Raw genomic sequence first — 13,217 nt, forward strand, 5'->3', positions numbered from 1 at the left:
TCAATGCTGCGTTGCACAAGCAACGTTTCGGGATGGCTGGCAGGCGGTGCAGGAGCAGACAGGAATTGATGAGGTATCAGCGCTCGCGGCCGCCGCGCGCGGCGGGATCCTCCGCGCAGCTTTCGTGGTGCGGGCAGCCGGGGTCGAACCGGCACAGCGCTTGCGCGCCGAGGGATTTTAAGTCCCTTGCGTCTACCAATTCCGCCATGCCCGCTTGATCCAACGAGATCAGCCACTTAAGTCCCTTGCCGGCGGTCTGGAATTGGCATTTGCAGGCCGGAGGGGTGGTTCTTCCTTAGGCGAGCCGGCGGCACAAGGCAAAGCCTCAATCCGGACATCTGTTGTTGCTTTAGGCATTCTCAATCGACGGGGACTATTCATCCGGCATGTCAGCTTTGATCCAATATCGCCTGCGCCCGTGCTGCGTGGTCGCCGCGCTGCTCGCGGCCGACTTCGCGCTGTCCGGCTGCGCCGGCATGAGCGAGACGGTCGCTCCGGCCTTTGCCGATCCCGCCAAGTACGAATTGTACGATTGCAAGCAGCTCGAAGGCGAGCGCAAGTCGATCGCCAACCGCACCGGCGATTTGCAGAGGCTGATGGACAAGGCACAGACCGGCGCGGGCGGCGCCGTGGTGTCGGAGCTTGCCTATCGCAACGACTACATCGCAGTACGCGGGCAGGCGCAGATGGCCGATGACGCTTGGCGCCGCAACAAGTGCCGGGAAACGCCCCCCGAGGCGACGCCGGCCGCCGCGGCGCCCGCAGCCAATCCTGGCCCGAAATCGACAAGAGCCGTGCGCTGAAACGTCCTGACATCAGCGCCTCGCGTCAGGGCCGCCAGCCGTAGATCCAGTCCTGCCGTGCCAGCATGCGTTCCGGGCCGAGGGCGCGGACCGCAAGATCGCGCGCGAACGCGAGCGGCCCACTGAAATGATAGATGCGGCCCTGCTGCCGCGCGGTCCGCTGCACCCGCCGCACGCGCGCCTGGCGCGTCCGGCCGTATTGTCTCAGCGCTGCCGTGATGCCCGCGGTGGTCTCGGCGATCTCAGGGCTCAAATGCTGCGCGAGCACTGCGGCGTCCTCGATCGCCATGCCGGCGCCCTGGGCCGCAAACGGCAGCATCGCATGCACGGCGTCGCCGAGCAGCGCGACCGGGCCTTTGCTCCAGGGGCAGTCGTCGGGGACGCCGAACAGCGCCCATTTCCGCCAGCTGTCGACTGTGGCGAGCATCATGCGCGCCGGCGGCGGCCAGCGCGGCGCGGCGAAGGCGTCCAGCACTTCGCGGGGATCGCCGGGCGTGCTCCAGCCCGGCCTGTTCCAGGTGCCCGGCAGCACCGCGACCACGTTGATCTGGCGTCCGCCCGCGATCGGGTAGGCGACGAGATGGGCATTCGGGCCCATCCAGAGCTGGACCCGGCGCGCTGTGTAGTCCTTCGGCAGTTGCGTGGCATCGAGCGTACCGCGCCAGGCAATCAGCCCGGAGAAGCGCGGCTGCACCTCGGGGAATAGATGCTGGCGCACCGTCGACCAGATACCGTCGGCGCCGATCAGCGCACTGGCGAGATCGCTGCGCCGGATCGTGCCGCTGCGATGAACCACCGTCAGCCCCTTCACGTGAGGCGCGACGTCTTCGAAGGTCGCGCCGAGTTTCAGGTCGATATCGGGATGGTCGGAAACTGCGCCGGCGAGGGCGGATTGCAGGTCGGCGCGGTGCACCACCCAATAGGGGGCGCCGGCGCGCTCGGCGGCGGCTTCTCCCAGCGGCATGCGCAAAAGCTCACCGCCGGCCCGCGCGCTCATGATCGAGACTGCCTCCGGGATCACGGCGCGCAACTTGAGGCGCTCGGTGAGGCCGAGCTCGACCAGCACGCGGCTGGCGTTCGGGGAGAGTTGCAGACCGGCGCCGACTTCCTCGAGCCGCTCGGCCTTTTCCAGCACGATGATGCGGAAGCCGCGGGCCGCGAGCGCAAGCGCAGCCGTCAGTCCACCGATGCCGGCACCGGCGATGACAATCGTTCGGGGGAGCGCCACCCCTGGCCGATCGAAGCGGTCAGGCCACCTTGTCCTTCAGGACGCATTCCGGCGGACGGGCTTCGCCCGCCTTCAGGTCGGCGGCGAAACGGTACAGAGTCGAGCAGTACGGGCAGATGATCTCGTTGTCGTTGCCGAGGTCGAGGAAGACGTGCGGATGATCGAACGGAGGGTTGGCGCCCACGCACATGAACTCTTGCGAGCCGATCTCGATGACGGGGACACCGGCATCGTTGTGGAAGTGCGGGACGACATGGTCGGACATCGTACTCATCCTGGAGTGGCAATGGCGGCAGACACAATCACGACTGCCGCGGCATTATTAAGGCGCCGCGGACCATACTGGTGGGTGGAGATGATTGCTAGTCCAGCGGAACCGAAAGCTCCGCAATGCCCCATGCTCATTTGCTCATGCAAATTCGACACAATCTTGCGGCCTGAGAGAAGCCCTTCTTTCGTCGGGGACGTTGTGTCGCAATTTTGGCATACTATGTCTGTGGACGAGCGTAATTGCGACGAAAGACAACCGTTAGGCGTCAACGATCTCAGGACCGTCCAGGCTCTCCGCATGAAGTGGTTGCGAATCAGCACAGCGTTGACCGGTATCGCGGCATGCGGCTTCATGCTCGCGCAGGTAGCACCGCACGCCCGCGAGGCCGGGGCGATTCTGGCCGCCCAGGACGATCCCGCCGCGCTCTCAGAGATCAAGCTCGACGCGCTGCTGCGGCACAACGACCGCCTGATTCAAGACAACATCGAGGTCGCGCTCGCATCGGGCGATGCCGATCTTGCCGACAGTTTTGTCGCACTGGCGCGCGACCGCAACATCGCGCTGCCTGACGACCTCCCGAGCCGTGTCGGTGACGCGGTCAAAGCCGAAAACTCCACCTCGCATTTCGCAAAACGGTTTGCCACCGGTCTCGTTACCGGCAACGCGGATGATGTTGCGAGCTTGTCGGGAACCGTGGCCGGCGATCTCTTCGTCATCGGCGACATCAGGGACGTCGTCCGCGAGGGCAAGCACCTCGCCATGGGCGAGGAGACCGATCGCCTGGTGCTGGGCCTTGCGGCCGCGGGTCTCGCGGTCACGGCCGTGACCTACGTCTCCGTCGGCGGTGCCGCGCCGGTTCGCGCCGGGCTGACGCTGGTGAAGGACGCGCGCAAGGTCGGCCGGCTCGGCGAGGGACTAGCGGCATGGGCCGGCCGGTCCGCGCGCGAGGTCGTCGATACGCCGATGCTCCAGAACGCGGTTGCCTCCGGCTCGGTGCTGCGGCCGGGCCAGACCTTGAGCGCGATCAAGGCCGCGTTCCGCGCCGAGAAGGCCGGCGCGCTGGTTCGGCTCGGCAAGGATGTTACGCGCGTGGTCGAGAAGACCGGCACGCGCGGCGCGATGGATAGCTTGCGCATCGCTGAAGGTCCCAAGGACGTCGCACGCGCGGCGCGGCTCGCGGAAGCGCAGGGCGGCAAGACGCGCGCGATTCTGAAGCTGCTCGGCCGCGGCGCGCTGCTGCTGATCGGCGGGGCGTTCAATCTTGCACTCTGGCTGTTCGGTGCGGCGTTGACGCTGCTCGGCCTGTTGTCCTCGATCAAGGCGACGACGGAGCGCCTGACCCAGGCCTGGTGCGATCGCAGACGGGCGCGGCGACTTCGCCAGGCGCGGATCGCCGCCGAAGCCGTTCTGGCAAGCCCTGCCATCACGGCCTAAGATACCTCTTCCCCTCAAGATTGCGGAACTGATGATGCCGAGCTTTCACAACGGCGCCGTTGAAATTGCCTATCTCGACGAAGGCGAGGGCGATCCGATCATCCTGGTGCACGGCTTTGCCTCCAGCAAGAACGTGAACTGGGTCTATCCGACCTGGGTCTCGGAGCTGCGCAAGAACGGCCGCCGTGTCATTGCGCTCGACAATCGCGGCCATGGCGAAAGCGCAAAGCTCTACGAGCCCGCGCAGTACTCCATCCCGACCATGGCCGCCGACGTGCTCGCGCTGATGGATCACCTCGCCATCCCGCAGGCCGATCTCATGGGCTATTCGATGGGCGGACGGATGACGGCCTGGCTCTCCCTCAACGAGCCGCAGCGCCTGCGTTCGGCAATCCTTGGCGGCATCGGCATCGGCGGCCTGATCGAGGGCACCGGGCCCGGCGAGAACGTCGCGAAGGCGCTGGAAGCGCCCTCGCTCGACGACGTCTCCGATCCCGTCGGACGCACGTTTCGTGCTTTTGCAGACCAAACCCGTTCCGACCGCAAGGCGCTGGCCGCCTGCCTGCGCGGCACGCGCGATCTCATGACGAAGGACGAAGCCGCGCGCATCGACGTGCCCGTGCTGATCGCGGTCGGCAGCACCGACGACGTCGCGGGTTCGGCCAGCGCACTCGGTGCCATCATCCCGGGTTCGGAAGTGCTCGATATTCCCGGTCGCGATCACATGCGCGCAGTCGGCGACAAGGTCTACAAGACTGGCGTGCTCGATTTCCTCTCACGCCGCGCCTGAGGCGATGAGGCGGTTTCAGCTATCCTGAAATGTCTCGTTACAGTGGGCCATCCACTCCGTTCGGCAACCGTCCATTCCTGTACCTAGGGATCGGGGTTCGCTAAGGGCGCATATGAGACTCAGCTCGAAGCCACAGCTTTATCGAGGTCAATCGGATACTTGCAATTCCGATCCGTCCAACTGCGCACGGGCTCCGTCGGCGCGTCGCGCAGCCCGGTAACGGCCGGGCGACTGACCAATGTGCCGGTGAAACAACTTCGAAAACGCCGCTGCAGTCTCGTAACCGATCCGGTTGGCAATCCGTGCGATCGGTTCGTCGCTGGTTTCCAGCAGGAACGCCGCCTCCGCCATCCGGCGTTCGATCACATAACGTTGCATGGGCTGGCCCACGAGCCTAGTGAAGCGCGCCGAAAATGCCGAGCGGCCGAGCCCGACGCGACGGCCTAGGTCGCTCAGCGTCCAAAGCTGCTCCGGACTTTCGTGAATCAGCTTCAGCGCCGGTCCGATATGGGGGTCAGAAATGGCCCCGATCCAGCCGCCTTGCCCGGGACTGAGAGACGCGATCCAGCTTCGCAGCACCTCGACGAAGAGCACTTCCGTCAGTCGTGAAAGCGCGACGCCTTGGCCAGGACGCTCGAGCGCGGACTCGCTCATCATGCGGCGCAGGATGGCTTCAAGCCAACCACGGTCGGACGTCGGCTTCAGCAAGAGCACGGGTGGAAGCAACTCCAGCACGCTGCCAAACGTCGGCCGCGACACCGTGAAATTGCCGCAGAGCATGGTCGAGAGCGGCTTTGCACGGCTGCCGTGACGAACGAATCCGAGGCGTGGCGACGACCGTTCGATATCCACGATGCGCAAAGGCTCGGCCCGGCGATCCGAATAAAACACATGGGGCTCGCCACGTGTGATGACGACAAAATCGCCCCCGGTGATCTGGATTTCCTCTCCCTGTTCGAGCGCGAGGGTCGCTGAACCTTGGCTGAGATAGTGAAACAGGGCGTAGGGGCGCGCCGGCAACTCAAGATGCCAGGGATGGCCGAGCTCGAAGTGAAAGAGCAGCGTCCCGCCGAGACGAACCCGATCGAGCACCTGGGTGAGTATATCCATCCCCCGAGACTAGAACCGCGGACGATCGGACACAAGACACGGACGATTGGTCCCTATCGTCCGAGAGGTCCACGGAATACGTCATGCCACGGCGGGCCGACGGGACGTGCGGCAACCATTTCGCCAACGGCAGATGGAAGAACCGCGACCTTGCTGGAAACGCCTGTCCATTCCCCCGGACTACTTTCGTCCGATATGCCAACAGGAACAAACAATGCGAACTATTCTCCTCTCAGCCGCCACCGTCCTCCTGGCCGGAACGACGTTGGTCGGAGCCGTACATTCCGCCGAACTGCCCAAGGGGGCAGCCCACAACGTCGTGCTCGTGCACGGCGCCTTCGTAGACCAGACGAGCTGGCAGCCGGTTGCCGATATTCTCACCAAGAAAGGCTACAACGTCACGCTCGTCGAAAATCCACTCACTTCGCTCGCCGCCGACGTCGATGCGACCAAACAGGCGCTCGCGAAGCAAGCCGGCAGGACCGTTCTGGTCGGCCACTCATGGGGCGGCGTGGTGATCACGCAAGCCGGCAACGATCCCAAGGTTTCGGCGCTGGTTTATGTGTCCGCCTTTGCGCCGGAGGTCGGTGAATCCCTGGCGTCGCTGGCAAAGGCCGGTCCGCCGACCGAAGGCGGCAAGGCGATCCACCCCGATGCGAAGGGCAATCTGTACATCGATCCAAAGGTGTTTCCGTCAGCCGTCGCGGCTGACCTTCCTCCGGAGATCGCCGCGCACCTGGCCAACTCGCAGCTTCCGCTGAACCACGTTGCATTCGAAGCCCCGGTCGACGTTGCGGCCTGGCATGACAAGCCGACGTTCTACGTCATCAGCACGAAGGACAAAGTCCTCGCGCCCGAGGCCCAGAAGTCGTTCGCGGCCAGGATCCACGCCCAGACGACGGAAGTCACCGGCAGCCATGCCTCGCTCGTCGTCCATGCGAAGCAGGTCGCTGAGGTGATCGAAAAAGCCGCCCTCACGAGGTGACGGTACCGCTCCCGGCGCTGTGGCGCCGGGAGCCCGCGCGCTCCCGCTCGACCATTTTAAGCCAGGCATCCGTAGAGTGCTGAAACGTCCTGACGACACTTCAGCTCACGGACGTGAACACCTCCAATCGCGGAACGCAACAAGTGTTGTCATGATGTGAGCGACGCATTGGAATGGACATTCATGCATGTATAAGGCACTTCTTGTCACCCTCACTGCTGTGGCTCTTACCACCGTGTCTGCCGCGTCTGCTCCCGCCGTCAGCAGAGAGCCGCTGAATGCTGCGACGCTCAGCGCAATCAAATCGAAGTTCGGAAGGCTGATGAAATTGGCAAACAAGCATGATTTCAAGGCTCTGCATCGGATGTTCTGGCAATCGCCCTCGGCCCTTTTGGTGGCCAAGAGCGCGATCCCGTCCGAGGGAAACTGGGCCGGCTTTTGGGGTAACGCGGCGATTGATCAATAGCTGCATGATATCGGTAGCCCGGTCCGGTCGTACTCGAGCCAGATTTTTCGAAGCTCAGGGTTGTCGGCCTGACGCGCGACGTCGCCGAGTCCTATGTGCCGATGAACATCACCGTCTCTTATGCGGGGCAAGATGGAACAGCCAGGCCGTTTCTCATGATCAGCAACTGGCTTCGCGTCGGGAAGGACTGGAGGGTCGCTTCCGAAATCATTCTTCCGGTGCCGGCGGCACCGGCACAAAGAGCTAGCCGCGGAACGCCTCAGTGGTTGTACGGCACTGACCGTCTCGCACTTGGGTCCGTTTTCACGCAGCCGGCTGACTAACGGCTGGTCGTGCTCATGCCACCGCCCCGCCGCGTGTGCCGATTTGCGGGGGCGATGAAGGGCTCCAAACACTCTTGAGAACGAACGATGCGCTGGTCTTACTGGATAAACGCGATCGCTGCTCGGACGAAACCAGGCACGATGGCGCTTCACCCCAATCTCACCGCGCTTTGCTGTCTTCCCCAAGGCGGCGCGCCAGCGCCATCAGCACGGTGAAGGTCGCAACCCACACCATCCGCGCGCCGTAGCGGTCGTGCGGGCCGGAGATCACGCCGCAGATGAAGGCATTGCCGAGCAGCGCCAGCGTGATGGTCGCCGCCAGCAAGGTCAGGTCGTCGAGCCGGCGGTTCGCGAGGGCATGCGCCAGCAGCGCGACCAGCGCCAGCATCGAGGCCAGCGCGACGGGAACGTGCAGCCAGTTGATGGTGTCGAAATCCAGTCCCCAATTCTGCTGGCGCGCGGCGCGCATCGGCGCGGCCTGCGAGGGGACATAACGTTCGATGATGCCGCGGGTGTGCGGGATCCAGCCATTGGTGCCTTCGCCGGTCGCCACATGGAGCAATTGCCGTCCCAGCGCCCGCAACGCCGCGCCGGCCTGCCAGACAGGATAGTCGGCGAGCGAACCCACGACGATGCTGCCCATCTCGTCGTTCATGCCTTCGAAGCGGCCGAGCGTGTTGAACATGCTCTTGCCCCACAGGAATTCGTCGGCGCTCGCCGGCAATTGGTCGCGATAGGGGCAGAGCTTGAGTTTTTCGCGTGGGCAATGGTCATTGAGATAACGCGCAACGATGCCGTCCTGCATCATGCGGCCGAAGGCGACGCCGGTGCCGCCGGGCGTCCACGTCCATTTGCCCGACAAGGCATGGTTCGCCAACACCAGCATCAGGCCGCCGGCGACGATGGTGAGGCTCGCTTGGACCAATCCGGCGATCGGAAGTCGGCGCCCCAGCAACGGCCGCGCCATCCAGCCGGCGAGGCAGAGCCCGAGCAGCACGCCGAGCGTGGCGCTGTGGGTCGCGGCGGCAAAGGCGGTGAAAACGAACAGCGAGATCTTTTCGAGCGCCGAGGTCCGCTGCCCACCGATGACCAGCAGGAATAGCGACAGCACCGACAGGCCTGCAAAAATGTCGGTGAGCAGCATGCTCGCAAGCCAGGGCAGCGCAGTCGACAGGATCAGGAGCAGGCTGATCACGACGAAACGGAACGTCTGCATCATCGAGAGCACGCGCAAGGTGAGCTGCAACAGCCACAGCGTGGCCAGCGACTGGACCGCGAGGTTGATCCAGAACCCTGAACTTTCGCCATAGTGCAGATAGATGCCGAACACGGTGGAGCGGCTCGGGACGAGATAGCCCTCGTACCAGCGCGCCAGATAGCCTCCGGTATCCCATTGCAACAGCGGATAGCCGTTCCAGAATGCCGGCGCGATCAACAGGAGCGGCAAGGCGATGGCGGCGAGCCGCAGCCAGAGTGAGCCCGCGGCGCCCGCGCGCACATGATCGGTGGTGATGGTCAAATCCGCTCCGTCCTCACTCGGACCATGCCCGCAATAACGGTTGAGGCGGAATTCACCAATAGTTTGACGCCGCCCGGCTTGAATTTGGCGAAACCCTGACCATTTTGAGCCGACCTTGCGGCCCGGGGTGTCGGAAGAAACTGTTGTGATTCAACGCGTTGGCATGCCCCCGCCGGACAACGCACTGTTCACTCTCAGGCAAGCCCGTCAGGACTTTGTCGCCTAGACTGTGTTATAGAACCAGTGAAACGAGCCAATTCGAAAGAGCAGATCTCATGGCAGTGCATCAGGTCAATCCGGGAGGAAAGCTTGCAACGCTTGATCCGATCTGGGATCGGATCCGCGGCGAAGCGGAGGACATCGTCCATCGCGAGCCGGAGCTTGCGACCTTCATCTATTCGACGGTGCTGCATCACAGCCGCCTGGAAGATGCGGTGATCCATCGAGTCGCCGACCGGCTCGATCATTCCGCGCTGTCGGGCGATCTCGTGCGCCAGACCTATGACGAGGCGCTGCGCGACGATCCCGATCTCGGCAACGCCTTCCGCGCCGATCTCGTCGCCGTCTACGATCGCGACCCCGCGACCTCGCGCTTCATCGATCCCTTGCTCTATTTCAAGGGCTTTCACGCCATCCAGACCCACCGCCTCGCGCATTGGCTCTATCTGAAGGGCCGCAAGGATTTTGCGTATTATCTGCAGAGCCGGGCGTCTGCGGTATTCCAGACCGACATCAATCCCGCCGCGCGCATCGGCCGCGGCATCTTCCTCGACCACGCCACCGGCTTCGTCTGCGGTGAGACTGCGCTGATCGAGGACGACGTCTCGATCCTGCATGGCGTTACGCTCGGCGGCACCGGCAAGGAGAACGAGGACCGCCATCCGAAAATCCGCCACGGCGTCCTGATCGGCGCCGGCGCGAAGATCCTCGGCAACATCGAGATTGGTCATTGCGCGCGCATCGCGGCGGGCTCGGTCGTGGTCAAACCGGTGCCGCACAACGTGACGGTCGCAGGCGTGCCTGCCAAGGTCGTCGGCGAAGCTGGCTGCGCCGAGCCGTCGCGCACCATGGATCAGATGATCAACGCCATGGGACTCTGAGATGGGCCTCTGAGGCGGGCCTTCGAGCTTGTCGGAAGGGGCGGATTTTCCGCCCCTTTCGTCCCAAAATTCTTTGGCAATTCATGCTGGCGGTTGGTCGCGTCTCGTCCTAAAACCCGCGCCAACCCAGATTTCGATTGGAGACTTGCCGTGGACGTCAAGGAAGTTAGGAAGCTCGACGCGTATTTGAAGCGCGTATTCGGCAATCCCAAGATCCGCGTCGTGCCGCGGCCGAAGAAGGATGATTCCGCCGAGGTCTATATCGGCGAGGAATTCATCGGTGTGCTCTTCGTCGACGACGAGGACGATGATCGCTCGTTCCAATTCCAGATGGCGATCCTCGAGGACGACCTCGTCGACCAGGAATAGTTCGGCGATCGTCTCGCTCAATGGGGCCGCGCGGGCGCGGCTCCATGCCTTTGCTTTCTTGCAAGAACATATATCTGCGAGGGTGATGTTCAGCTCAGGTCGTGCAGGTCTTTTCCGAGGGGAGGTGTCAGACGAAACGTCGAGAATACGACTTCTAGCCCCGCCCGTTCGGGTGTGCAGGCCATCGGTCCCACAAGGTAGGAGTTTGCTTTAGGAAACGCCGCCAGCCGCATGAGGGGCCAGGATTTGCCGTCGGCCGAAACCTGCAGACGAAGGACACCGTTGGCGATGGTCGCGCGGACCCAGAAGTCGCTGGCATTATGCTCATAGGGTGCTGTCGCCCAGTCTGATTGCCCGTTTGTCAGCACGCTCGCGAGCATAGCGCGGCCATCTGACAATTCGATTCCGGCTTTGACCCAATGATGCGCGTCGAGGCGCACCATGATGCCCGCCTGATCATAGAGCGCCCGGAAATCGCCCTGAACACGCAAATCTGCGGTGAATGCTTCGCCTGTCGGAAAGCCCAGGAAATGTCCGCTATCGCGATTGAAGCCGTAATGGGTTTCGCGCCAGAAATCCGTGGCCTTGTCCGTGAGGATCCGCAGGTCATCACCCTCTGCCGCCCATCGCTGCGGTTCATTTAGCCACACACCGTCACTTCTGCGGAGAATCATGACTAACCTCTGTCGCGGATGCCTGCCGGTTCGGTCCGTGAGTCGGACGAGCACGGCATCGTGCATTGAGATGAAAAGGCAATGTAGCCGAGATTGCTTCGCTTCGCTCGCAAGGACGAGCAACAGCTTCACCGCCGCCCCATCCTGACACCATACGCGCGAAGCTGACTTCGAAAAATACGAAGCATTACAGGAGCTTGGCTACTGTGCATGGGGTTGTTTTCGCAGTTTTTGTTTTGGAGGCGCAGGTCGCGCGGTCGCGTTCAGCCCTTCGGGCCGCGCAGCTGCGCCGTCAGTTTCTCCATCGCTTCCGCCGTATCGCGCCACTGCGACAGCCAGCTGCGCGGAAAGCGGAAGGTGAGGTCGGCGCCGCCGACGCGGCGTTCGGCGAGGCACATGCCGGGCGTCGCACCATCGCGCGTGCAGCGCGCGGTCAGCGCGGGACTTGCGGCAGAATAGAGATCCTCGGTGCCGTAAGGCGTGTCAGCGCGGAATATCCGCATCGTCAGCCCATCCTGAGGCATTGCCGCGGCCTGGTCGAGATAGCGCGGATAAATCGTGGCTACGCGCTGCTCGGGCGAGAGCGCATCGCGATGTGCGGCGATCGACAGGAAGATGCGGTCGATCGGCTGCATCGCCGCATCCACGCTATCGGCGGTGACGTGCTTCGGCGCGCCCGGCGGCTCCAGCGAAGGGTACAGGAAGTCGAGATCGATCCGCTCCTGTGGCCCGGAGTGGCGCTGGATCTTCATGCGGATCGCGTTGGTCGGCAGGTTGAACAGCGTGTCGCCGACGCTCACCGGCAACTTGTCCGGGGCATTCGCGCCGCTCGGACCCCAGGTCGGCCACAACAAATAGGCGACGAGCGCGACGGCGCACACCGCGGCAATGCCGCCGAGCACGATCGGGACGACGTGGGCCCGGGTGCGCACCCGGGGAGATTGAGGGGAAATTGCCGAAAACACCGTCATGAGCCGCGCGAATGAGCCGGAAGTCGGCCGATGGCCGACGAATCAGCGGCGAATATGCCACGTGGTGGCGATTTCGCGGAGCGTTGGCCGGCTGCAGGGAAGGGAGAGAGGCCTGCGTGGAACGGCTGGCGGCGTTAACCTTCCCTTAAGGATAATGTAGCGTTAACCGGCACTCTTTGTCACAGGAAGGTACCTCGCGTTGCGTAAGGGCGGACTGTTCCGATGACACCTGAAGCTCTCAACACATTCTTCTCGATCGGCATTGGTTTCGCGCTCGCGGGAGCGCTCGTGAGCGGATACCAGACGGTCGCACAGCGGCCGGCCGGCTTCGGTCTGTTGCAGGACGGCGTGGCGCCGAAGACCTTCGCGGCGGTTCCGTTCCTGGTGTTCGCGGCGCCTTTCATCATCATGCGCAATACTCTGCGCGGCAGGCAGGTGGAGAGCCGCCGCGTCGAATTCGTGATGATGGCGACCGTCATCGCCGGCTTCTGGAGCATGATGAGCGGCACCTTCTTCCTGATGACGCTCCGCGCGGCCGGCGTTCTGGTCTGATGCGCGCCGCTGTAGGGCTGCCTGCGCGGCGGCCCTTTGCGTCAAGGCCGCCGTTTCGCTATGGCTGGGGTTGACGCGACAGGAGACCCTCATGGCGATCTACGAGCTCGACGGGCAGGCGCCCGACCTTCCCGCCGACGGCAACTACTTCATCGCGGAGACCGCTACCGTGATCGGCCGCGTGCGCCTGAAGCCGGGCGCGAGCGTCTGGTTCGGCGCGGTGCTGCGCGGCGACAATGAGTGGATCGAGATCGGCGAGGGCGCCAACGTGCAGGACGGCTCGACCTGCCACACCGATCTCGGTTTTCCGCTTCAGATCGGCAGGAACTGTACGGTCGGGCATAACGTCATCCTGCACGGCTGCACCATCGAGGAGGGCGCACTCGTCGGCATGGGCTCAATCGTGATGAACGGCGCCAGGATCGGGCGCAACAGCATCGTCGGCGCCGGCTCCGTCATCACCGAGGGCAAGGAGTTTCCCGAACGGTCCCTGATCATCGGCTCGCCGGCGCGGGTGATCCGCACGCTCGACGATGCTCAGGTGCAGAAGATGGGGAGTGCTGCGAAGTTCTACGTCGCCAATGGACCGCGCTTCACAAAGGGCCTCAAGCGGATCGGGTGA

At 63.8% G+C, this 13,217-nt stretch carries 14 protein-coding genes, 1 tRNA gene and 1 pseudogene; 9 read left to right on the plus strand and 7 right to left on the minus strand.

What is annotated here, in order from left to right:
- Window positions 1–125: 125 nt before the first annotated feature.
- Window positions 126–214: transfer RNA gene (locus AC0L3B_RS14185), tRNA-Leu, on the minus strand.
- Between the two features lie 172 nt (window positions 215–386).
- Here AC0L3B_RS14185 and AC0L3B_RS14190 point away from each other — a divergent pair.
- Window positions 387–803, plus strand: a complete 417-nt coding sequence (locus AC0L3B_RS14190; protein WP_018455323.1) for a hypothetical protein — start codon at window positions 387–389, stop codon at window positions 801–803.
- A gap of 25 nt (window positions 804–828) precedes the next feature.
- On the opposite strand, the gene AC0L3B_RS14195 is transcribed toward AC0L3B_RS14190, so the two are convergent.
- Entirely contained in the window at window positions 829–2,031 is a 1,203-nt protein-coding gene (locus tag AC0L3B_RS14195; protein WP_247299779.1) for an FAD-dependent monooxygenase, read from the minus strand.
- A gap of 19 nt (window positions 2,032–2,050) precedes the next feature.
- Window positions 2,051–2,296, minus strand: a complete 246-nt coding sequence (locus tag AC0L3B_RS14200) for a zinc-finger domain-containing protein (RefSeq protein ID WP_007602543.1) — start codon at window positions 2,294–2,296, stop codon at window positions 2,051–2,053.
- A gap of 303 nt (window positions 2,297–2,599) precedes the next feature.
- Between AC0L3B_RS14200 and AC0L3B_RS14205 the strand changes: the two genes are divergently transcribed.
- Both AC0L3B_RS14205 and AC0L3B_RS14210 read left to right on the plus strand, forming a co-directional pair.
- The gene (locus AC0L3B_RS14205) at window positions 2,600–3,736 is read left to right on the plus strand and encodes a hypothetical protein (protein WP_247299776.1); all 1,137 of its coding nucleotides are present in this window, start codon (window positions 2,600–2,602) and stop codon (window positions 3,734–3,736) included.
- 34 nt (window positions 3,737–3,770) lie between these two features.
- Window positions 3,771–4,526, plus strand: coding sequence for an alpha/beta fold hydrolase (locus tag AC0L3B_RS14210; RefSeq protein WP_026232923.1), 756 nt, complete (start codon window positions 3,771–3,773; stop codon window positions 4,524–4,526).
- A 147-nt stretch (window positions 4,527–4,673) separates the two neighbouring features.
- Here AC0L3B_RS14210 and AC0L3B_RS14215 read toward each other — a convergent pair whose 3' ends face one another.
- Window positions 4,674–5,636 (minus strand): AraC family transcriptional regulator, encoded by a 963-nt coding sequence (locus tag AC0L3B_RS14215; RefSeq protein ID WP_018455327.1) that lies wholly within the window; start codon window positions 5,634–5,636, stop codon window positions 4,674–4,676.
- 214 nt (window positions 5,637–5,850) lie between these two features.
- Here AC0L3B_RS14215 and AC0L3B_RS14220 point away from each other — a divergent pair, with 214 nt between their 5' ends.
- On the plus strand, window positions 5,851–6,621 hold the full coding sequence (locus AC0L3B_RS14220) for an alpha/beta fold hydrolase (RefSeq protein WP_026232924.1): 771 nt from the start codon (window positions 5,851–5,853) through the stop codon (window positions 6,619–6,621).
- A 187-nt stretch (window positions 6,622–6,808) separates the two neighbouring features.
- Window positions 6,809–7,410, plus strand: a pseudogene (locus tag AC0L3B_RS14225) (hypothetical protein).
- Between the two features lie 160 nt (window positions 7,411–7,570).
- Here AC0L3B_RS14225 and AC0L3B_RS14230 read toward each other — a convergent pair.
- Window positions 7,571–8,929 (minus strand): hypothetical protein, encoded by a 1,359-nt coding sequence (locus tag AC0L3B_RS14230; protein WP_473380533.1) that lies wholly within the window; start codon window positions 8,927–8,929, stop codon window positions 7,571–7,573.
- 275 nt (window positions 8,930–9,204) lie between these two features.
- On the opposite strand from AC0L3B_RS14230, the gene cysE reads away from it, so the two are divergent.
- Both cysE and AC0L3B_RS14240 read left to right on the plus strand, forming a co-directional pair.
- Window positions 9,205–10,029 carry a serine O-acetyltransferase gene (gene cysE, locus AC0L3B_RS14235; RefSeq protein ID WP_007602549.1) on the plus strand — a complete coding sequence of 275 codons (825 nt, stop codon included), beginning with the start codon at window positions 9,205–9,207 and terminating at the stop codon, window positions 10,027–10,029.
- 150 nt (window positions 10,030–10,179) lie between these two features.
- A complete protein-coding gene (locus AC0L3B_RS14240; protein WP_007602550.1) occupies window positions 10,180–10,398 on the plus strand; it encodes a DUF3126 family protein in 219 nt (72 codons plus the stop codon).
- 89 nt (window positions 10,399–10,487) lie between these two features.
- Here AC0L3B_RS14240 and AC0L3B_RS14245 read toward each other — a convergent pair whose 3' ends face one another.
- Together AC0L3B_RS14245 and AC0L3B_RS14250 are read right to left on the minus strand one after the other, a co-directional pair.
- The gene (locus AC0L3B_RS14245; protein ID WP_026232925.1) at window positions 10,488–11,072 is read right to left on the minus strand and encodes a DUF1349 domain-containing protein; all 585 of its coding nucleotides are present in this window, start codon (window positions 11,070–11,072) and stop codon (window positions 10,488–10,490) included.
- A gap of 263 nt (window positions 11,073–11,335) precedes the next feature.
- A complete protein-coding gene (locus AC0L3B_RS14250) occupies window positions 11,336–12,043 on the minus strand; it encodes a hypothetical protein (RefSeq protein ID WP_473380534.1) in 708 nt (235 codons plus the stop codon).
- 222 nt (window positions 12,044–12,265) lie between these two features.
- Between AC0L3B_RS14250 and AC0L3B_RS14255 the strand changes: the two genes are divergently transcribed.
- Together AC0L3B_RS14255 and AC0L3B_RS14260 are read left to right on the plus strand one after the other, a co-directional pair.
- A complete protein-coding gene (locus AC0L3B_RS14255) occupies window positions 12,266–12,595 on the plus strand; it encodes a DUF6949 family protein (RefSeq protein ID WP_007602553.1) in 330 nt (109 codons plus the stop codon).
- Between the two features lie 91 nt (window positions 12,596–12,686).
- A complete protein-coding gene (locus tag AC0L3B_RS14260) occupies window positions 12,687–13,217 on the plus strand; it encodes a gamma carbonic anhydrase family protein (protein ID WP_018455332.1) in 531 nt (176 codons plus the stop codon).

The organism is Bradyrhizobium sp. Kon56, assembly GCF_055807635.1.

Coding starts and splice junctions, on each gene's coding strand:
- AC0L3B_RS14190 (WP_018455323.1), top strand. CDS start 387: ATGTCAGCTTTGATCCAATATCGCCTGCGCCCGTGCTGCGTGGTCGCC.
- AC0L3B_RS14200 (WP_007602543.1), bottom strand. CDS start 2,296: ATGTCCGACCATGTCGTCCCGCACTTCCACAACGATGCCGGTGTCCCC.
- AC0L3B_RS14205 (WP_247299776.1), top strand. CDS start 2,600: ATGAAGTGGTTGCGAATCAGCACAGCGTTGACCGGTATCGCGGCATGC.
- AC0L3B_RS14210 (WP_026232923.1), top strand. CDS start 3,771: ATGCCGAGCTTTCACAACGGCGCCGTTGAAATTGCCTATCTCGACGAA.
- AC0L3B_RS14215 (WP_018455327.1), bottom strand. CDS start 5,636: ATGGATATACTCACCCAGGTGCTCGATCGGGTTCGTCTCGGCGGGACG.
- AC0L3B_RS14220 (WP_026232924.1), top strand. CDS start 5,851: ATGCGAACTATTCTCCTCTCAGCCGCCACCGTCCTCCTGGCCGGAACG.
- cysE (WP_007602549.1), top strand. CDS start 9,205: ATGGCAGTGCATCAGGTCAATCCGGGAGGAAAGCTTGCAACGCTTGAT.
- AC0L3B_RS14245 (WP_026232925.1), bottom strand. CDS start 11,072: ATGATTCTCCGCAGAAGTGACGGTGTGTGGCTAAATGAACCGCAGCGA.
- AC0L3B_RS14250 (WP_473380534.1), bottom strand. CDS start 12,043: ATGACGGTGTTTTCGGCAATTTCCCCTCAATCTCCCCGGGTGCGCACC.
- AC0L3B_RS14255 (WP_007602553.1), top strand. CDS start 12,266: ATGACACCTGAAGCTCTCAACACATTCTTCTCGATCGGCATTGGTTTC.
- AC0L3B_RS14260 (WP_018455332.1), top strand. CDS start 12,687: ATGGCGATCTACGAGCTCGACGGGCAGGCGCCCGACCTTCCCGCCGAC.